At 44.9% G+C, this 20,237-nt stretch carries 14 protein-coding genes and 1 pseudogene; 7 read left to right on the top strand and 8 right to left on the bottom strand.

Annotated elements, in window-relative coordinates:
- Positions 1-39: 39 nt before the first annotated feature.
- The 8 genes from ACYUCY_RS07810 to ACYUCY_RS07775 form a co-directional block, all read right to left on the bottom strand.
- Positions 40-1,695 (bottom strand): carboxylesterase/lipase family protein, encoded by a 1,656-nt coding sequence (locus ACYUCY_RS07810; protein ID WP_460225906.1) that lies wholly within the window; start codon positions 1,693-1,695, stop codon positions 40-42.
- Positions 1,696-1,866: 171 nt separating this feature from the next.
- Entirely contained in the window at positions 1,867-2,730 is an 864-nt protein-coding gene (locus ACYUCY_RS07805; RefSeq protein WP_460225905.1) for an alpha/beta hydrolase, read from the bottom strand.
- A 108-nt stretch (positions 2,731-2,838) separates the two neighbouring features.
- Entirely contained in the window at positions 2,839-3,672 is an 834-nt protein-coding gene (locus tag ACYUCY_RS07800) for a fumarylacetoacetate hydrolase family protein (RefSeq protein ID WP_460225904.1), read from the bottom strand.
- 81 nt (positions 3,673-3,753) lie between these two features.
- Complete coding sequence (locus ACYUCY_RS07795) at positions 3,754-4,641, bottom strand: VOC family protein (RefSeq protein ID WP_460225903.1); 888 nt, start codon at positions 4,639-4,641, stop codon at positions 3,754-3,756.
- Complete coding sequence (locus ACYUCY_RS07790; RefSeq protein ID WP_460225902.1) at positions 4,638-5,069, bottom strand: GlcG/HbpS family heme-binding protein; 432 nt, start codon at positions 5,067-5,069, stop codon at positions 4,638-4,640. The genes ACYUCY_RS07795 and ACYUCY_RS07790 overlap by 4 nt, the downstream gene beginning before the upstream one ends.
- A gap of 58 nt (positions 5,070-5,127) precedes the next feature.
- Positions 5,128-6,717, bottom strand: a complete 1,590-nt coding sequence (locus tag ACYUCY_RS07785; protein ID WP_460225901.1) for a bifunctional 3-(3-hydroxy-phenyl)propionate/3-hydroxycinnamic acid hydroxylase — start codon at positions 6,715-6,717, stop codon at positions 5,128-5,130.
- Positions 6,718-6,730: 13 nt separating this feature from the next.
- Positions 6,731-7,969 (bottom strand): amidohydrolase family protein, encoded by a 1,239-nt coding sequence (locus ACYUCY_RS07780; RefSeq protein WP_460225900.1) that lies wholly within the window; start codon positions 7,967-7,969, stop codon positions 6,731-6,733.
- A 212-nt stretch (positions 7,970-8,181) separates the two neighbouring features.
- On the bottom strand, positions 8,182-9,075 hold the full coding sequence (locus tag ACYUCY_RS07775; RefSeq protein WP_460225899.1) for a LysR family transcriptional regulator: 894 nt from the start codon (positions 9,073-9,075) through the stop codon (positions 8,182-8,184).
- 368 nt (positions 9,076-9,443) lie between these two features.
- Here ACYUCY_RS07775 and ACYUCY_RS07770 point away from each other — a divergent pair, with 368 nt between their 5' ends.
- The 7 genes and pseudogenes from ACYUCY_RS07770 to ACYUCY_RS07740 all read left to right on the top strand — a co-directional run bounded on the left by ACYUCY_RS07770 (position 9,444) and on the right by ACYUCY_RS07740 (position 19,801).
- Complete coding sequence (locus tag ACYUCY_RS07770) at positions 9,444-11,750, top strand: TonB-dependent receptor (protein WP_460225898.1); 2,307 nt, start codon at positions 9,444-9,446, stop codon at positions 11,748-11,750.
- A 57-nt stretch (positions 11,751-11,807) separates the two neighbouring features.
- Complete coding sequence (locus tag ACYUCY_RS07765) at positions 11,808-12,755, top strand: alpha/beta hydrolase (RefSeq protein WP_460225897.1); 948 nt, start codon at positions 11,808-11,810, stop codon at positions 12,753-12,755.
- A gap of 62 nt (positions 12,756-12,817) precedes the next feature.
- On the top strand, positions 12,818-13,684 hold the full coding sequence (locus tag ACYUCY_RS07760) for an SGNH/GDSL hydrolase family protein (protein ID WP_460225896.1): 867 nt from the start codon (positions 12,818-12,820) through the stop codon (positions 13,682-13,684).
- Between the two features lie 31 nt (positions 13,685-13,715).
- Entirely contained in the window at positions 13,716-14,747 is a 1,032-nt protein-coding gene (locus ACYUCY_RS07755; RefSeq protein WP_460225895.1) for a poly(ethylene terephthalate) hydrolase family protein, read from the top strand.
- 143 nt (positions 14,748-14,890) lie between these two features.
- Positions 14,891-17,086 (top strand): glycoside hydrolase family 3 C-terminal domain-containing protein, encoded by a 2,196-nt coding sequence (locus ACYUCY_RS07750; protein WP_460225894.1) that lies wholly within the window; start codon positions 14,891-14,893, stop codon positions 17,084-17,086.
- A gap of 507 nt (positions 17,087-17,593) precedes the next feature.
- Positions 17,594-19,234, top strand: coding sequence for a carboxylesterase/lipase family protein (locus ACYUCY_RS07745; RefSeq protein ID WP_460225893.1), 1,641 nt, complete (start codon positions 17,594-17,596; stop codon positions 19,232-19,234).
- Positions 19,235-19,295: 61 nt separating this feature from the next.
- Positions 19,296-19,801 (top strand): annotated as a pseudogene (locus tag ACYUCY_RS07740) (cytochrome P450).
- Positions 19,802-20,237 lie beyond the last annotated feature (436 nt).

Here is a 20,237-nt window from a genome sequence, read left to right as displayed (position 1 = left end):
GTTCCTTAGATTCCGCGCCTCAAATCGAAGTAAGTTTTTTTATCGCTCAGGTCGAACCGACAATAATTTAATTAATTCAGTGTCAAAATCAATTCGCAAATCCGGTTCGTCATCAAACACCATGGTTGCAGGGTTTTGCTCCGTGTAGATTGCCCACTCCGGCATACCTGGATGATTTGGGTTTCCTGTGTGTGCAAAGCGCGCCCAAGCTTGACTCATTTGTTCATGTAATTTTTCCACGACAGGCCCACCACCGTGAGATTGGATTCCCAATTCGAAGTTGTCAAAGATAAAAGAAAGTTCAGCAGAGTGTCCCGCGGCCCAAGCGTAATCCAAAACCGGAGAGCGCCAAGCAAAAATATAGCTGTAAACAGGATCACCTTGTTTCGCTTTCAGATCCGCTGTACGCAATACACCCGAGCGAAACATAGACTCGACTGACAGGCGAACAGCGGGTGCTAATTCTGGATAGGCTTTTTCGTAGGCTGCATAAATTTTTTCTGCATTTTCACCACGCATTTGTTGTAGAAATTCTTTGACTTGATCAACACTCCAATTGCGTCTCGCTGCTACGTGTGGATTAATATTTTCGAATTCGGACAAGGTGCTGCCTACCATCAGGGGAATGCCTTTAGATACTTCCGGCGCTTGCGATTCAAAAGGCGAAACCGGTAAAAAATCCTTATCGATGACTGGTCCCCAACTGATGCCTGGACCGCCGAGCAGGCCAGGACCCGATCTTTGTTCTTGTGATACGGCTGCTAATGCTTGGTTTGCTGCCGACGTTAATTCGTCGTAGGAGATTTCACTTAGTTTTTCTAGTTCTGTGCTTTTTACACCGGAAAATTCTAAGGTGAGTTCGGCAACACGGCGAGCCAATGTATTATCTGGCCCAGTTCGCATCACACCGCCGGGTGCACCACTTTGTACGATCGCCTTATGGAATAAGCCTTTTGCGGAGGGCGTCGTGAGTAAGGTCGCCACTTTTGCGCCACCACCGGACTGACCAAAAATAGTAACGTTGTTGGGGTCGCCACCAAATTGCGCAATATTATTTTTAACCCACTGTAAGGCCGCGACGATGTCGAGCATGCCGACATTGCCAGAATATTTATAGTTTTCGCCATAAGCAGATAGGTCGAGAAATCCGAGTACATTGAGACGATGATTAACGGAAACCACAACCACATCGCCAGACCTTGTCAGGTTAGCGCCATCATAGAGCGGTAATTCCATGGACGAACCGCTAACAAATCCGCCTCCATGAAGCCAAACCATCACCGGACGTTTTTTATTGTCGCTTAACGATTGCGTCCACACATTTAAGTTCTGACAATTTTCTGATGCGGGCCAATATTGTGTGTCGGCAACGAAAGTTTGCGGCTCACGTAATTGCGAGCTGATGGTTTGTGGGCAGATGTTGCCATAAGACAAGGTTCGGCGAGTATTTTTCCAAGGCTCTATCTTTTTGGGTGGCATGAAACGTTCTGCCGTCGCATAAGGTATTCCGCGAAAAGTAGTGATGCCATTTTTAATGAAGCCCTGGATGTTTCCTGCATCAGTCTTAACTTCTGCAATGCCAGATTGTGCGATCAAACTCGTCTGTGCGTAAGTAAGGGTAGAGATGAAATTTGACGCAACTAGTAAGCCGGTGGCTAAGAGGGGTGTTAACAAATACTGTTGCCTTTTGGTCATTATAATCTCCGTATTTTAATAGAGTGTTTTAATAAGAGTTTTGGAAAATTCATTATGGGTTAGATAGCATAACTTATTGATTGCGGTTGCAAATCGGGAATACTATTTTAAACAAGCGTCGTAGCTAGATTTGTTATCGTGTTGCTAAGGAAAAGTGAAAATTATTTTTACCTAAGAGTTATCCTCAATAAAAGAAAAAATTTCATCCGCCAAACGAGTGTCTCGCGTTCCTAGATGGATGCTAAGTGAATAATGGTTGTGTCCGGAGACGATCATCGCTCGCGGCATTTGTCCCTGAGTGATAATTCTCTTTTGCAGCAAGGCGGAGAACTCAGTTTGAAATCGTGGCGGATCAAACTCTGCGCATGTTAGTAGGAGAGGAATGCGCGTTTGGGAAATTGCATTCAGAGGCATGCGAGAGGAATACAAAAAATGATCGCCATAATAAAGCGTGTCGCGTTCATCTAGAGGTGTAAAACCGTATAGACCAGATAATAAAATTGCAGCGCGAATGTTTTTAAGTTCAGGGTACAGTTGTAAATAGGTTGTGATGTGAACGGAACCAGCGGATGTACCCATCAAAAATATACGCTCGGGATCTCCTCCAAATTTTGAGACCTTAGTATTTAAATACTTGATTGCTGCTGCGACATCTTCTCCACCGGATGGCCAGATAAAATCGGGCGCGAGACGGTAATTCATTACAATACCGAGAAAGCCCGCTTGCGCAGCCATTCTGCCAACGTTGGAATTGTGCCAATGTTCGTCGGAGCCTTTGTCTCCTTTTAAAAAACCGCCGCCGTGAACAAAGACAATGACGGGCACTGGTTTGTCTGACGGGTTCGAAGGAGCGTAGACATCGAATACATGCCGTTCATGGTTGCCGTAGGAAATATTCTTTGCTGTTGCCGGAAATTTTTTTACTAAAGTTTGTTGTTCGTCTTCATACAAATCTAGAACCTTAGAAAGCACTTGCGGACCAAGCTCGTTACCTAGTGATGCTATTTCTTGGCGAATAATGTTCGACTGTTTCATGACTTATTTGTCCAGGTAGAGTAGCGGTTAGGGTAACGATACTTTTTGTAGTGTGCTTAGGCTTGTAAATCGGGTGTTAGTCTTAAGTTCTTTAATTAATGTTTATATTTATTCATCAACAATTGTATTTTTTAAAATACCCATCGGACCAATTTCTACTTCAATGGTGTCACCGGCCTTCATCCATAAAGGGGGCTTTCGTTTTGCACCAACACCACCCGGGGTTCCTGTAGCGATAACATCACCGGGATACAGCGGCGTAAATGTTGAAAGATAAGCAATTATTTCGGGAATTGGAAAAATCATCTCGCCAATTGCTTGATCTTGAACGACATCACCATTGAGGCGGGTTGTCACATGTACATTGTCTAATACTCCGGCCTCATCGGGTGTAATCATATACGGGCCAAGAGGGCCAGTACTGGGAAAATTTTTGCCCGGAATAAATTGATGGGTATGCCATTGCCAATCTCGAATTGAAGCGTCGTTAAAACAGGCATAGCCGGCAATATGATTCTTTGCATCTGCTTCAGATATGTTACGGCCACCCTTTCCGACAATGATGGCGAGTTCGCCTTCATAATCAAGATCAGTAGACACTTTTGGTCTTAGGATGGGCTGGCCATGTCCGGTTAGACTGTCGGCAAAGCGTGTGAAGATGGCGGGGTGATCGGCTTTAGCTCGACCAGTTTCCTGGCGATGGGTCTCATAATTTAAACCGATGCAAAAAATTTTGCTTGGATTGGGTATGACTGGTAATAAACGCAGTTCGTTATAAGGGTAGGCCGCGCCAATTTCTAATTGACTAAGTGTATTGTTTTGAATCGCCGTTTTTAAATCCATCGGAGCACTGTTGTTTGTAGCCAAATCGTAAACGGTATCGCCCTCAAGGCGGCCGTAGGCACTCGAGCCATTGGGACGGATAAAGCTTAGGTACTTCATTCAATGATTTCCTTTGAATTTTTTAATTAAATGTATGTTCTAAAAATCGCGCACTTGTAAACCTCATGAACCAGATAAAGTTTATACAAGGGTTTGTGGTTCCCAATCTCGATAGAATCGAAAGTTCGCTTCTGCTTTTTTTAAGCCTTCGACATCTTTATCGGATAGTCCCCATTGATCGATACGGTTTGGAGGCCAAGTCCAATCGTCGGGAGCGCCGACAGGATAATCTTCTTTCACTTTATTCACAGCGGTTGAGAATTCCACGACAGCGCCAAAGGGTGCTATAAAATAAGCGAACACATTATCCCCCGGACCATGACGACCCGGGCCCCACGCAGGCGCCATGCCAGAATCACGAAGACGGCCAACGCCGCGCATTACGGCATCGACATCTTTCATTTCAAATGCAATATGGTTGAGAGAACTAAATCCGGCCCGAGCAAAGGCGGTGCTGTGGTGAGAATCATTACAACGTACAAAAACCATCGCTTTGGTGCGATCAGATACTTTGAAATTTAGAATTTCCTCAACTGCATTGCCACTTTTTTCGGCATCTTCGGCATTAAATACGACGTGGGTGAGTTTAACCGGCAGATCTATATCATCAATGGGTTTGACTTCTTCTGCGCCGACTAAAAACCGAAGTAACTCACCTTCGGGTAATTCCACAATAATTCCTTTTCCTCCACCAAGGTCCGAGGAAGTTTCAGGTTTGGCATTTAATTTTTTATCGCTAATATTTTTTTTTATTTGCTCTAGTTCCATTTCGCTACACACGAAAGTGACGCTGCGAACAAAAGATTTTGTACCCTCTTCAAGCGCGACAAGGTAAGGAAAGGTGCCGGAGCCGCGAAGATAGTGAATATGTTTTTTAGTGGCCGCGGGTGCGACTCGCCATATATTCATCAAAAAATCTGCCGCTTTATGTGCATCGGGCAATACTAATTCGATACTCCGTAGCTTCATAGTGATTCCCCATGCTGTAATCCGGCAGCAGTGATTCCCGCGCGTGCGCAAATTTCGTCAACTTCTCCTGTATCACCGCTGATGCCAATGGCACCGATAATTTCAGCGTTCGTATTCTGAACCAAAACACCACCGGGTGCGAAAACGATGTTGCCGTTAGTTACTGCACTTAAACTGTTAAAAAACGTGGGGTTTTTAGCTGCCCGTTCGGCGAGTGCTTTTGTGTCGCTACCCATGCCAAGTGCACCTGCGGCTTTAGCTTTGGCTATGTCGTAGCGAAACAAACTCGCATGGTCTTCGCGACGAAATGCAACCGGATGGCCGCCAGAATCGAGAATCATTACCGCCAAGGGTTTGACATTCCGATTGCGTGCTTCGTTAAGCGTTGCAGCGATTACCGCGTCTGCTTGTTCTAGCGTGATGTTCATAAGTGTTTCTCGAATTGAAATGTTTCGTCGTCAAATCTGTGCTGAAGATCTTAAAAGTTTAAGCGACATTTTTATGTTCTGGGTTCGGGTTTTTCAGTTTTTCAGAAAATTCTTTGAGAAGGGGAGTTGAGGAATCTCTACAAGTACCAAAAATATAAAAATCCGGTCTTACCAATACGCCTGTTAGTTGACTATCTTCAAGCCATTTTAGAATTGCACCTTGGTCAGCTAACGATGATGCATTGTAAACACTGATATCAACATCAGATAAATAGTCTCTGATGAATTTTTTTGCGCCCGACGCAATGTTTGTGTCCTTGACGAATAGTCGCCAACTATTTTTGGTTACGTCGTCAAGCAGTATTTCACGATTATTTTCTAGATGATTATTTTCTAGCTTCATTTTCGGCTGAATAAAACGCTCACCCGCATGAGTTGTATGCGAGGCAACGATTCCGTTAGTTATAGCGGGTATTAATTCCGCCGCTGTACTAGCAAGAGATTGCGCTTTGCTTTGGCTACGTATTTCATTATCTCGTTGTGCAGCTTTTTCTTTGTCTAAAATACAAATATAACGACCGGCTTCGACGGCGGCTGAGATGACGGCACGCACGTGCGGGTCGCGTTCGGTTTGATAAGTATCGAGGATGTTTTCTGGCGCGGTACCTTGGAGAATCATCGACATTTTCCATGCGAGATTTGCTACGTCGCGTAAGCCGTGACACATACCTTGGCCAAAAAATGGCGGTGTCTGGTGCGCCGCATCACCCGCTAAAAAAATATTACCGTCGCGCCACTGTTCCGCGATCAAGCCATGAAAGCGATAAGTGGATGCTCGAACAATTTTATGCGGAACACCTTCAAGCCAAGGTTTAAGCAGTTCGGCAACGACTTCCGGCTTCATCATTTCGTTGTCATCCTCGCCTGGTAATAACATTAATTCCCAACGTCGAAGATTTCCACGCCCTGGAACTATTGTTGCCGGTCTAGATGGATCGCACATCATAACTGAGAGTTGTTGCAAATTGGCTTCGGCGGGTACGCCGGTTAAATTGGGAAATTGAACGGGACCATCAACGTCGGCGTCGACGACGAGCCATGGTTCTTCAAAGTGTAGGTCATCCAGTTGAATGCCGAGGCTATTCCGCACGGAGCTACTTGCTCCGTCGCAAGCAATAACCCAGCGGGCAGTTTCTTGATATTCGTCGTTAGAATTTTTGAGTGTGAGTGTGACTTGGTTTTCTTTTTGTGTAGCACTAATAAACGCAGTGCCCAAGCGAAGGTCAACATTTTCGTATTTTGACAATGCATTGCGAAGATGATCTTCAAGCTCTGGTTGATAAAAAAAGTAATCATTGGACCAGCCAAAAGGTCTATCGAGACCAACGGTGCCCATGTATCGAATCACTCCGTGATCTGCGCCGACATGAAGATGTCCTTCAGTATCGCGCATGTCCGCTTTAACTTTGTCTATTACATTGGCGGCTTGAAACAGGCGCATCATTTCGTGATCGAGGTGTACTGCGCGAGGAAGCGGAAAAGGGTTTGCTTCTTTTTCTATGACGAGTGTTTCAAGTCCTGCTTTGCCGAGTAAGTTAGCGGCCATCGCGCCGACTGGCCCGCAACCAATGATTGCTACATCAAACATCTATCTTGCCTTACTAATTATTATTAATGAAACCCGCCGGTGCTTTATAAAAACGACCGTTTTGCATAATCATTTTTAATCGATTTTTGTCTTGGAGAATTGCCACGTCTTGAGTTGGATCGCCGTCCACTAGTAATAAGTCCGCTAAATAATTTTCTTTAATCAGTCCAAGCTCATTGCCCATATCCATGAGTTGGCCGCCCAATGCCGTTGCAGCATGTAAAACTTCTGCGGGTGTGTAGCCAAAATGTTGAACCCATAATTCTAAATCGCGAGCGTTGCGGCCATTGGGATTAAAAGGAAAACCGTAATCACCACCGGGTAACAAACGCAAACCGCGTTCGCGAAGTTTCGGCACAAGCGCTTTTTGATGTTCGAGGACAATCGCTGCATCTTCTTTCATGTGCGTCATATCCATATGCGGAGGAGGGGACGCATCTAAGGTTGCTTGCACGATGCCGATAGTGGGCGCAATAAAAATATCGTTTTTGCGCGATGCTAATAAATCGATGGCTTCATCATCTGCGTAAGTACAGTGATAAAGCACTCTGAAACCACTACGCACGCCCATTTTTACCGCCTCTGCTGCATGGGCATGCCCTGTCAACCACACATTCGATTCTCGCGCTTGCTCACCCGCTGCCATTAACTCTTCTTCGTTGTAAAGTAATTCATGAGAAGCACCTGGCTTTAACGCGCTTTCACCGGAAATTAAAAATTTAATCGCCTTCGCACCGAGTTCAGCACATTCTTTTACGAACGCTTTCATACCTTCCGGGCCGCGATCATGTTCTTCGACCTGGCCGGGATTTAATTCATTGTCGCTAGGTGGTTCGCGTTCTATCGAGGAGGGAATGAAACGGGGGCCTGGCATTCCGCCGGTTTTAAAGTGTTCATTCAAAGTGATTTCTAAGGTTTTGCTAAGTGCACCAGCAGAGTATGCGCTGGTAAATCCATGATCCAATAATATTCGCGCGTTTCGCGCTGCAGTAAGCGCGAGCTCTTCGGGAGGCAAGTACATTCCCGGAACAAATTTTTCGACCGACGAAGGCCAGGTGATGTGGGCATGGGCCTCGACAAGACCAGGCATCAACGTCATGCCCTGCGCGTCGATAACATGGTCTTCCGCTTGTGCAGTGATGGAGTGTGAAGAGACTTCGCTTATTCGCTCATCGACGATACAAACAGTGCCCGGGTAAGGCTTTGATCCGCTGCCGTCAAATATCAGTGCATTTTTTATAATTGTTCGCATGTGGACTTGGCTCCTCGCTCCTAACCTCGGATCTTGGGTGTATTTTTCGCGGCTAGATGCATAATATCAAATAGTTATTTTTACCAAATGTATAGTTACAGCCTATATGTTTACTGATTGCTGGGCTGGAGCTGATTTGGCGCTGAATTGATCTTGATAAAGTGTCGTGAAATTAATTCTTAGCTCGTGTTTTTAAGACGGATTAGTCAATTTTATGAAACGGTTTTCGCATGCTCGATAAAGGCTTGAGCGAGATGAGAAAAATTTCTTTCTTTAAGCCAGATGAGTCCTACTTTGCGTTGGAAAGTAGCTTCTCGAATTCTTATTGCGCGGAGTGAACCCGATTCGAGTTCGGGCATCGCGACTTGTTTTGGTAAAACGGTGATGTATTCGGTGTGACGAACGATCGACTTGGTGGTGAGCAGGGAATCGCAACGAATAACATCTTGCGGCATGGGTGCTTTGGCGCTGACAAACAAGGCGTCGACTTGTCGACGAAATCCACCAACAGCATCCGGTAATACCCATTTAGCATCTTCGAGGTCGACCAACGATATTTCGTTAGGTAAGTGGTCGTTACTGCGGCCGGCGATAATGGCAAAAGTATCGCTCATGACCGCTAATTCCTTCATATCTCTAGGGCTTTCTTTCATTCCAGCCGTTAGTACTGCAATGTCGATTTCGTAACTGCGCAATAGTCGATGGAGTTCAGGTTCGGGCCTCTCCAATATTCTCAGTTCAAATCGTGGGAAGGACTTGGTGAAATTATTAATGACTTGTGGGACGAGAGTGGCGAGTGCACCTGGCGTGCCACCAAGAACGAGTGGGCCAGTAATGTTTTCGCCCAATAATTTAACTTCTCGATGGGCTGTGTCCATCAAATTTTCGATGGCTTCGGCCCGTTTAAACAAGGCTTCACCGGCAGGTGTTAACTGAATTCCCTGGCGAAAACGATCAAATAATTTGGCTCCTAGTGCGCTTTCTAACTGGCTTATCGCAACGGAAACTGAAGGCTGTGATAGGTGTTCAGCGCGAGCTCCACCGCTGATAGTGCCCTCCCGGCAAACGGCTAGAAATAGACGCAGTCCTCGTGGATCAATTCTCATGATTTTCACCTTCTATGACTTAAAAATATCTATAGTTTATACCTATACTATTGAGAAAAAATATTATTTTTAATTTTTGATCATGGTTGTTACCTTAGATTCCATAACAACAAAGCCGATAGCTAGACGTTTTACGTGTTTGCGGGGATTGTTATTAAACCGCTAAATGCGTTGGCAGTGTTGGTTTGCTACAGAGTATAAAAATAATAAAGGGCCAAAAACGGCCCGAAGGTAACTGACTTGAAAACGAATAACCTGACTCCCGTTCTGTTTGATGTCACAGTATTCCCACCATTACGGTCGTTTATAGCTTGTTTTCTTTGCGCAGTTGACCCAATAAAAAAATCTAAAAAATAAAGGTATCCATTATGAGAGTAAAAAAACTAGCGATGCTAACAACAGCTATCGGCATTGGCGGAACGCTTGGGTCTGGAATCGCAACGGCGCAAACCCAAGGGTATTCAGATGAGATCGTTGTGACCGCACAAAAGCGCGAACAAAAACTAAAGGATGTCCCTGTTGCGACGACGGTTATTGGCCAGGACCAGTTGGATGACCAACGTATTTATACGATTGTTGATTTGGCTCGCGCGACGCCGGCTTTAGAAATGATCGAAGCGTTTGGCGGCCCAGGCGGCGGCGGTCAGATTCGCGGTATTGGGACTAATTCTTTCACCCGTTCTGCGGAAGGTGCGGTCGGCATTGTGGTTGACGGCGTGCCGCAAGGTAATGTGAATATCAATAATATTTTTGATGTCGAGCGAGTTGAAGTTTTGCGTGGTCCTCAGGGTACTTTGTTCGGATTAACGTCTTCAGCCGGTGTTATTAATATGGTGACCGTTGCGCCAGACTCCAGCAATTTCTCTTCTCGGTTCCACGTCGATTATTCGAATGCGGATCAATTAGGTTCCAATTATGGCCAAGCAACCGTGCGAGGTTTGGTAAATATTCCTTTGAGTGATAACTCCGCTATTCGCGTCAGCGCGACCTGGGATGAGACAGAAGGTGTGCAACGCAATGTTTTTAAAAACGAGGACACACTTTTAGAGGATTACAGTATTCGTACCCGGTATCGATATGAAGGCGAATCTTTTGAAATGAATCTTATCGCGGATTATGACAAGCTCGAACAGAACTATAGCGATCCACAATTTAACTACATTATCGCGGATGCCGTTTTACAAAGTGAATTGGATGCGTGTGGCATTGTCGCCAACTTAGATAATAACGAGCGTTGTGGAAATAACGATGAAAAAAGAGAGTCTGAAAATACTGGCTTGTCTGCTCAATTTGATGTGAACGTTGGGGATGGGATTCTGACTTCTATTACCGGCTATCGAAAAGTAGAATCCGGTCCAAACAGCGTTGACATCAGTGGTTTATTTAACGATCCCTTACAAATTTTCGATACTGATGTGACTCGCGATTCAGATCTTTTTTCTCAAGAGATTCGTTACAGTTCACCCGTTGATGGCCCGCTAGAATATATCGTTGGCGGATTTTATTCTAAATACACAGACGAATCGGGGTTTCTTCCTGGCGGTGGCTTTGACGTTTTCGTCACAATTCCGACTGGGCCTCCGCCTGCTCCTATGATTACCATCCATCCCGTAGATGAAGCCTCGACGACAAATACATCTAACAAATCTTTTGCTCTTTTCGGGCAAGCGACCTACCACGTCAACGATGATTTAGGTTTGATTTTTGGCCTTCGCTATACAGATCAGAAGTTGTCTGATCAGGGCAGTGGCAATTTGAACACTCTAACGGATGGAGACCCTCTCACTAATCCAGAACCTGTGCGCGGTTCATTATCTGAAACTAATGTGTCAGGTAAGCTCGGCGTGCAATACGTGGTCAACGAAGATATCAGCAGCTATGCGACACTTACTCGCGGTTATAAAGGCCCTCAAGTGAGTCCGGCTGCACAAGGTCAACCTACGACAGTAATTGCCGCAGAAATTCCCTTAGCTTTTGAAGTAGGGCTAAAGGGTTCGTTACTCGATGGTAGTTTAGGCTTTGATGCCAATATCTTTTTAACAGATGTCCAAGATTATCAAGGACAACAGTGTCGCTTGTTGCCGAGTGGCGCACTAGGTTGTACGCCGGAATCTGTTGACTCAGTTAAAACAAAAGGGATTGAGATTGGCTTATACGGACAGCCCTTAAATGGATTGACATTAAACGGTGGAATTATTTACAACATCGCCGAGTATCCAAGTGATTGGACAGGTTACAACCCCGACGATTTACGCGATGTTGGTGGCGTACTTACCGATTTGGGTGGAGAGCAGTTAGTGGGTGTACCAAAAACCAAGTTCACTTTATCCGGCGAGTACGCGCATAACTTTAATACGGTCGAAGCATTCTTCTCAGCCGATACCGTTTATAAAAGCGATATGCGTATGGGCCCCACAGGTGATGATCGTGTCATTCTTGATGCCCATTGGAATTTTAGTGCGCGTATTGGTGTGCGAGCACCGGATGGTCAATGGAGCGTCTCACTATTTGGGCGAAATTTAAGTGAAGAGCGAGAGCCGGCTACAATTTTTGGTGGGCCTTCAATTACGCCGCCTAATCCGGGTAACCCAACTGGCGGCGTGCATGGCTTCTCGGGTTGGACAACAGCGGCGTCACTACGACAAGTCGGCGTGAGTTTGGATGTTAATTTTTAAACTTTCTGTATAAACACTAAAAGTTTTTTTAAGATCAATTTCAAATTGAGTAACGAGATGATAAGAATAAAACAAAAATATTTTTCAAAACTTATATTGTTTACATTCGTATTGTTCTCCACGTTTACGACCAATGCGCAAACGCCTTCACAAGTGATACCGCTCTATCAAGGTGTTGCGCCAGGGTCAGAACAATGGACTCAAAAAGAAGGATTGATTGAAATTGAAAATACAACCTTAAACAAACCCTATACGGACACCTTAGTTTGGAATGTCGTTAAGCCGACCTTGTCCGTATTTAAACCAAAGCCGGGCACGGGGAATGGAACCGCAGTGATTGTCGCGCCTGGTGGAGGTTTTCGGGTGTTAAGTTATAAAAATGAGGGATTAGATGTTGCTCAGTGGTTGACTGATCGGGGTTTTACTGCCTTTGTTTTAAAATATCGTTTACACCGTATGCCGGATGATCCTGCGGAGATTCGGAAAACGGTCGAAGCTATGATGGCGGCAACAAGTTCAAACAATAGCGGTGCGAATTCTAGGCCTAGACTGCCGCGCATGGAGTTAGGCGAAGTGGAACTTGCTGGTATTCGCGATGGCCAGGAGTCTATTAAACTCGTGCGCAGTCGGGCAAAAGAATTTGGAATTGATCCAAATAAAATTGGCATTATCGGTTTTTCTGCCGGCGGTGCAGTGTCTGGTGGCGCGACGGTGCGCGCGGAAATTAATGATCGCCCGAATTTTGTTGGTGTTATTTATTCCTTCGTGCTTGGTGAATTACCGGCGGATCTCCCGCCGGCTTTTTTTGCTGCTGCGGCCGACGATCCCCTAGCGACTCGTATGCCTGAACTGTTTTCAAATTGGTTAGCAACTGGTGCATCTGCAGAGCTTCACGTTTACGCTGAAGGTCGCCATGGTTTTGGTGCAGCGAAACAAAATTTACCTGTTGATAATTGGTTAGAGAGTTTTTACGCGTGGATCGGTCAGCAAGGGTTTGTACAATGAGCGCAAGTCGGGTGTTGCTAAATATTTTTACCTAACGTAAATAGACTATTGGAAAAAATGCGATGAAACGCGATTTGAAAATTACTTCGGTTATCCTTCTTATTCTTATTTTTCTCGTAAACACCAAGATAGCTCATTCACAATCCTCGATCGTTTCAGGCATGTCAGAGAATCCTTGCCCTGAGCAAACTTCTTCTGGCGCACCTCCAGAATATCTCAAAGCGATGATGGAGCCTGGGGCGAAGATGCCGCCTATGCCAAAGCCCGGTGATCCGCAATTTGTCGCGATGATGCAGAGTAGGGAGGAAAGCCGCAACAGAGATTTCCCCGACCTTTGTCGCTTCAAAGAAGAAAATAATCGTATTGCGAATCAGCCAGTCAAAGTGGTTTTCATTGGTGACTCTATCACCGCAGGTTGGGAAGTAGGAGATGGGTCACTGTTTAGTGATGGGAATGTGAATCGCGGTATTGGTGGTCAGACGAGTCCGCAAATGTTGCTGCGTTTTTATCAAGATGTTGTCGCTCTGCATCCTCGCGCTGTTCATATTATGGCGGGCACCAACGATTTAGCAGGAAATACCGGCCCGAATAGTCCGGAAGATTTTAAAAACAATATTCGCGCGATGGTTGATTTAGCTAGGGCAAATAATATTAAGGTCGTGCTTGCGAGTATACTCCCGGTAACTTCTTTTCCATGGCAACCGGAATCAAAGCCAGAACAATTGATTCTCTCGCTCAATGCTTGGTTAAAACAATTTGCCGCAGAACGCGGGCTTGTGTATGCCGATTACTACGCCGTAACAGTAAGCGCAAACGGAGAATTAAATCCTGCGTTGAGTAATGACGGTGTTCATCCTCATCGAGAAGGTTATGCCGCCATGAGAGCCATTGCATTACGCTCGATTAATGAAGTATTAAGCCTGAAATAATCCGCGATAAATAATACCCAAGGAATTAAAAATGAACCTCAAACTTATATGCCAGCTTTCGATGGTCGGATTACTTTTTTCAACGTCATTAGCTTTTGCAGCAGATGAACCAAAGCCGGAAACACCAGAATTTGATCCCGCTGCAATGCAAGCAGCAATGAAAGAGTTCCATAGTAAACCTGACAATGTTGGTACTGGGCCTTTCCCAGCATTAAAGGAAATGGATTCTTCTTTGCCGGATCACGTTGTTTATCGGCCACAGAATCTCGCTGCTTTAGGCGAACAAAAATTAGGTGTGCTCGCTTGGGGTAATGGCGGTTGTTCTCCCGATGGTGCGGGAGGACGTTTTCATCTAACTGAAATCGCCTCGCATGGTTACCTTGCCATCGCCAACGGAAAAATATTAAGCGGTCCCGGTGCGCCACCATCATCTGATCAACCGAATGAACAAGCACGCAATGTAGCGCGACAACAACGAGATCCTAATGCGCCACGAAATTTTCCGCCACCGGCGACAAGGTCTTCACAATTGATCGAGGCAATCGATTGGGCTTTATCTGAAAATGCTCGCGAAGGCAGCCCTTATTATGGTCGTATCGATCCTTCACAAATCGCTGTTGGCGGTTGGAGTTGTGGTGGTCTGCAAGCGCTGGAAGTTGCGAAAGACACGCGTGTAGCGACGGTGATGGTTCATAACAGCGGAATTTTTAAGCCCGGTATGATGAACTCTGAATCTGGAATGGATATCGGCAAGGACACGCTAAAAACTTTGCATACACCGGTTATTTATTTAATTGGCGGCCCAACGGATATTGCCTACGCGAACGCTGTTGATGACTACGAACGCATAAATACTGTTCCAGTAATGATGGCGAATCTTGATGTGGGCCATGGTGGCACTTTTATTCAAGAGAATGGTGGTCGTGTTGCACCGGTTGCGGTGAGCTGGTTGAACTGGCAACTGCGCGGCGATCAAAACGCGGCGAAGCTTTTTGTTGGTCCAAACTGCGGTTTGTGTGTTGATGCTGATTGGGACGTAAAAAGTAAAAGGCTGGGTCAGTAAATAATTGCTGTCTTCGATAAAATTAGTGAAAGTTCAGAGCTAACTCTGGATAGTGTTATGTCTTTATAGAAGCAACCATCGAAGATCGCGGGAATTAAAAAATATTTTGGTGTATTAGTCTAATAGATATTATGGGAAGTTTAATGAAAAATTTTTTAATTATTGTTTGTGCTGTATTTATATTTCAATCTTGTTCATCGAAACCAGATAATCAACATTCCTCTAAAAATTTAAAAATCAGTATAGATGAGCGCGCCGACGATATTGTTTCGCAGCTAAGTTTACAGGAAAAGCTCGCGGTTATTGATAGCTCCGCAGTGCCACGATTAAATATCCCAGACCCAGGAAGCTCGGAAAGTATCCATCAAGTGGTCAGCCGTGGTGGGCCAGGCATTGGTGAGGCCATCCCAACGACTTCCTTTGCTCAAGTAGTGGGGATGGGAATGACATGGAATCCAAATTTGATCAAGCGAGCTGGCGGTGTGGCTGGTTATGAAGGTCGCTATATTACGCAAAATGAAAAATATAATAGAAACACTTTAATGCTATGGGGGCCCACAGCTGATTTAGCCCGCGATCCACGATGGGGTCGAAATGATGAAAGTTTCGGTGAAGACGCTTTTTTAACTGGCACCATGAGCGTGGCTTATATTAAAGGTATTCAGGGCGATGATCCTAATTATTGGCAAGCGGGGACGTTATTAAAACATTTTGTCGCCAACAGTAATGAAACAAACCGATCAAGTTCTTCTTCAAATTTTGATGAGCGTTTGATGTATGAATACTACGCCGCGCCGTTTCGAATGGGATTTTTGGAAGGTGGTGCGAAATCTTACATGACAGCATACAACGCGTGGAATTCCGTACCGATGTTAGTTCATCCCATGTTGACAGAAGTTGTCGCAGAAAAATGGGGAGCTAATTGGATAGTTTCATCTGATGCCGGCGCTCAGCGTCATGCAGTGAGCGGACACAAATACCTCGACAATGAATTGGATGTTTATGCGGCGGCAGTTAAAGCGGGTGTGAATCAATATTTGGACTTTTCAAGTGACAACGCAACCGACATGATTGAGCTTGCGCTAAAAGAAAATAAAATCACCGAGGACGATCTCAATAAAGTTGTAGCTAATAAATTAAAACCCACGCTAAAGCTAGGGATGCTCGATGACCCTAAAGATGTACCTTACTCAGTCATCGGCACTGACGGTGAAGCAGAGCCTTGGCTTAGTGAAAAGCACCAAGCAGTGGCTCGCGAAGTTGCACGTGAGTCGGTTGTCCTTCTTAAAAATAATAACGATCTCTTACCTATTGATAAAAACAATACCAAATCCATCGCCGTTATTGGTGATCGAGCGGATGAAGTTTTGTTTGATTTCTACAGTGGTGTAACGCCTTATGCCGTGAGTGTTTTGCAAGGAATTACTGATCGGGCAGGTACGGACATCGAGATCAATTACGCGCGAGATAATTCTGACGATGCTGCGCTAGAAGCAGCGAAAAAATCTGACTACGCCGTGGTTGTTGTGGGTAATGATCCAATGTGTGGGGCTACAAATCCTCCCTTCGCCGCGTTTAATCCTGATGGTTCAACTAAACCCTGTCTAGTTGCGGGTGATGGCCGTGAAGGTAGAGATCGTGAATCTATCGATTTGCCGACGGAAGAATTAATTAAACAAGTTTATGCTGCAAATCCAAATACCATCGTGGTGTTGATTTCCAGTTTTCCTTACGCCATCAATTGGTCTGAAGAAAATATTCCCGCCATTTTAACTATTTCCCATGCCGCGCAAGAACAGGGGAATGGTTTGGCTGATGTGTTGTTTGGCGATTACAACCCGGCTGGGCGCTTAGTGCAAACTTGGCCGAAGTCTCTTGACCAATTGCCACCATTAATGGATTACGATTTACGTAATGGCCGTACTTATATGTACATGAAAGAGCAGCCGCTGTATCCATTTGGTTACGGATTAAGTTACACGAGCTTTGATTACAGTGATCTTAAAGTGAGTAATAGTGAAATAGATAAAACCGATTCTATAAATGTCAGCGTAGAAATTAAAAACAGCGGCGATAGGGGTGGTGATGAAGTTGTGCAGCTCTACATACAACATGTCGATTCAAAAGTCAGTAGGCCAATTAAAGAATTAAAGGCATTTCAACGAGTCAATATTAAAGCGGGCGAGAGTAAGGTAGTTCAACTTTCTTTGGCGGCGAGCTCATTGGCTTGGTGGAATGAAGAAAAGCAAGAGTTTGAAGTAGAGTCGGGAAAAATCAATTTACTTGTCGGGCCTTCATCCTCAGATATTAAATTACAAAGCACAGTTCAAATTCAATAGTTGTTTTCGATTGTTGCTTTTAGATTTAGCATTATAAGAACGAAAAAGATTGGTCGAGCATTAGGTGAATTGCGATTGGAGTTTGCTGAAGCGGAGTGCGTTGAAATTTCAGATGCTGTCCAATTATTTTTATATACCGAGAATCGATATTGTCGGTTTCTATGCAGAAAAACTGTGTCCTGTGAAACCGGATTGAAAAAAGCAATTGTCTCGGTGCTATTTACTCTTTTCGATGTAGTAACTTCCCTGGAGAACTTTCCTCCGGTATTTCTTCGCTGTAGCGGCTGATGTTTCGTTGGCCGTCAGCATGCCGGAGTCTTTTTCTTCTTGTTTGCGATGATTGCTGCAAGACAAATTTATATTTCCGCTAAAATTCAGCTTGGGTTGAGACGAACCAAAAAAATTCTTCGGTTTAATTGGGAATTTTTTTAGTTGCGGATGGAGCCTACGCAAATCTTTGCATCAATAATTTGCGTCAAACGATCTATTCAAACGAGTGAGAGAGATATGAAATCTGATAGAGCTTCCCGCCGAATTTACCTTGCGATTATATCGTTAATATTTACAGCGGTTATTCCCAATGCTGTATGCGCCGCAGACACGGTCGTACGTATCGAATCGGGAATGCTGCACGGCGTGTCCTTTACGGGTGAAAGCGCCGCGTTTCTGGGTATTCCCTACGCTGCACCGCCAACTGGAAATTTACGTTGGCGCGAACCGCAATCAGTCCCTCAATGGCAAGGCGAGCTAAAAGCTGATTCTTATCGTAGCGCTTGCACACAAAATAACGCGGGTTGGAATACCGAGATCGCTGCGAGTTCAAGCGAAGATTGTCTTTACCTCAATGTGTGGACACCAAAACTAGATGCTTCCGCAAATTTACCGGTCATGGTGTGGATTCATGGCGGTGCTTTTACCGGCGGTGCCGGTGGTGATTCGTCTTTTGATGGCGACCGAATTACCGCAAGGGGCGTTGTGCTGGTGACGCTTAATTATCGTCTAGATATTTTCGGATTTTTTGCACATCCAGAATTAAGTGCTGAGTCACAACATAATGTATCGGGGAACTACGGTTTATTGGATCAACAAGCGGCACTGCGCTGGGTGCAAAAAAATATTAAGCAATTCGGCGGCGATCCTAAAGCCGTTACCATTTTCGGCCAGTCTGCAGGTGGTATGAGTGTGACATCACAATTAACTTCTCCGTTGGCGAAAGATCTCGCGAGAAGTGCCATCATTCAAAGTGGATCGGTAATTCGACCAACACCGATGACGACACTGCAAGAAGCAGAAGCTTTAGGGCGTAGGTTTTCCAAAGAAGGGTTTTCAAAAGAAGATTTTTCAAGTGAAGAATTGGCGACGAATAAAACCATCGCACAATTACGTCAACAGTCTGCAGGGGATTTACTAAAAACGTGGACCCGTTTTGCTTCAGCGCCGCCACAGTCTTCTCTAGGACCTATCGTTGATAACTATGTGTTAATTGAAGATCCTGTCGTTACTTTCGCAAACCATCGACAACATCCCGTTAACTTAATGATTGGCAATAATGCACGGGAAGGTTTCGCACGTGTTCAAGATGCAGATTTTCGCAATATTCTTAGCGATTACTACAGGGATTCCGAGGCAAAAGCGTTGGCAGTTTATGGTTTCACCAGTGAGGAAGCGGTAGATATAGACCCTGTGCTTGGAAGTCCAGCGGCCCAATGGGCCACGGATACAAGTTTGCGTTGTGGCGCGGTGATTACTGCAGCGGAGCACAACAATAAAAAACTACCGGTTTACGCCTATCAGTTTGAGCAATCGATTCCTGGCCGAGAAAATATGGGCGCGGCTCACTCTTTTGAACTTCCCTATGTGTTCGGCGTTTTTAAAACCGAGGGCATTATGGGAGCTGCCTACACCGAAGAAGATCGCGCTTTGTCGGATCTTATGGTTAATTACTGGACCAATTTTGCCAAGCAGGGTAATCCTAATGGCACTGGTCTTCCCTATTGGCCGCGTTTTACCGATGACACCAGAGCTTACCAACAATTCGCGACACGTTTTGAAAGTAATACCAATGCCGATAAAGGTTTGCGACGCGCAGCCTGTGAATTGTTTGAGCAAAAAATTAAATCTGAAAGACAAGATTTAATTCAAAAATAAAAATTCAACTCTCGCCGCGACGATTGAAGGTGAACAAATCAGTGATGAAAACGCTGCAGGTATGTTACGTCTACTTATCAGTGCTGGGCATAACTCAACGACCAGCGGCCTCGGTAATGTGCTTTTATATTTGGCAAATAATCTGGAAGATCAACAACAATTACGTGCAAACCCTTCAGCAATTCCCATGGCGATTGAAGAAATTTTACTTTTTGATACTCCCGTTCAGGTAATGCCAAGGCGGGCAGGTAAAACCTTAGTCTTGAACGGACGAACAATCGAAACCGGGGAAAAATTGATATGTTTTGGGCCGCAGCCAATCGCGACGAATCGGTATTTCCCGAACCCGATCGCTGTATTCTTGATCGCAAACTCAATAAACATTTAACCTTCGGCCACGGCATTCATTTATGTATCGGCGCCCAAATGGCGCTTCTAGAAATTCGCATTGCAGTTGAGGAGTTATTAAAACAGACGACTGATTTTTGGGTTGATGGTCAAGTCGAACGCACACGATTTCATCGGGTAGGTGTCAATACCTTGCCGGTGAAGATTCTTCGAGTATAAGTAATCGTTTTAAAAAATTCTCTACCGGCTCTAGATTTTAAAAGCGATGTCGATATAAGGCTATTCAGATAAAAATACATAATATTATTTGGAAAGCCAAACTACCTTATTCAGAAACTAAAACTTAAAGCGAAATTTAGATCTATTAGTCTGCGCTATGATTAATCCCGTAACATGATGCTTCATGTTAATTTTGCAGATACGCTTAAACACATCCATGTGCCGCTCGACTTCGGCATCCGTGCCTCAGACGGTCCGCAAAATTAACACGCAGCATCATGTTACTCAGCAGTTGATCTTACAATTCGATCTTTTTGGGGTGAGAGGAAGATACGTTGCAGCTGATCGAACTCAAGACAGCTGAACAGTAGGGGCGACGCCCCCAGAAAAATAAAAGATTCACCCTCATCGCCAGTTTGTGTAGTATTCGACCTTA

It is taken from the genome of Aurantivibrio infirmus, from assembly GCF_054767315.1.
The sequence above is the reverse complement of the archived record's forward strand: the minus strand, read 5'-3'. Positions and strand labels throughout refer to the sequence as shown.

Bases quoted from the DNA above. Each gene is read 5' to 3' on its own strand.
- ACYUCY_RS07810 (WP_460225906.1), bottom strand. From the start codon at position 1,695: ATGACCAAAAGGCAACAGTATTTGTTAACACCCCTCTTAGCCACCGGC.
- ACYUCY_RS07750 (WP_460225894.1), top strand. From the start codon at position 14,891: ATGAAAAATTTTTTAATTATTGTTTGTGCTGTATTTATATTTCAATCT.
- ACYUCY_RS07800 (WP_460225904.1), bottom strand. From the start codon at position 3,672: ATGAAGTACCTAAGCTTTATCCGTCCCAATGGCTCGAGTGCCTACGGC.
- ACYUCY_RS07745 (WP_460225893.1), top strand. From the start codon at position 17,594: ATGAAATCTGATAGAGCTTCCCGCCGAATTTACCTTGCGATTATATCG.
- ACYUCY_RS07765 (WP_460225897.1), top strand. From the start codon at position 11,808: ATGATAAGAATAAAACAAAAATATTTTTCAAAACTTATATTGTTTACA.
- ACYUCY_RS07805 (WP_460225905.1), bottom strand. From the start codon at position 2,730: ATGAAACAGTCGAACATTATTCGCCAAGAAATAGCATCACTAGGTAAC.
- ACYUCY_RS07785 (WP_460225901.1), bottom strand. From the start codon at position 6,717: ATGTTTGATGTAGCAATCATTGGTTGCGGGCCAGTCGGCGCGATGGCC.
- ACYUCY_RS07760 (WP_460225896.1), top strand. From the start codon at position 12,818: ATGAAACGCGATTTGAAAATTACTTCGGTTATCCTTCTTATTCTTATT.
- ACYUCY_RS07795 (WP_460225903.1), bottom strand. From the start codon at position 4,641: ATGAAGCTACGGAGTATCGAATTAGTATTGCCCGATGCACATAAAGCG.
- ACYUCY_RS07790 (WP_460225902.1), bottom strand. From the start codon at position 5,069: ATGAACATCACGCTAGAACAAGCAGACGCGGTAATCGCTGCAACGCTT.
- ACYUCY_RS07775 (WP_460225899.1), bottom strand. From the start codon at position 9,075: ATGAGAATTGATCCACGAGGACTGCGTCTATTTCTAGCCGTTTGCCGG.
- ACYUCY_RS07780 (WP_460225900.1), bottom strand. From the start codon at position 7,969: ATGCGAACAATTATAAAAAATGCACTGATATTTGACGGCAGCGGATCA.
- ACYUCY_RS07755 (WP_460225895.1), top strand. From the start codon at position 13,716: ATGAACCTCAAACTTATATGCCAGCTTTCGATGGTCGGATTACTTTTT.
- ACYUCY_RS07770 (WP_460225898.1), top strand. From the start codon at position 9,444: ATGAGAGTAAAAAAACTAGCGATGCTAACAACAGCTATCGGCATTGGC.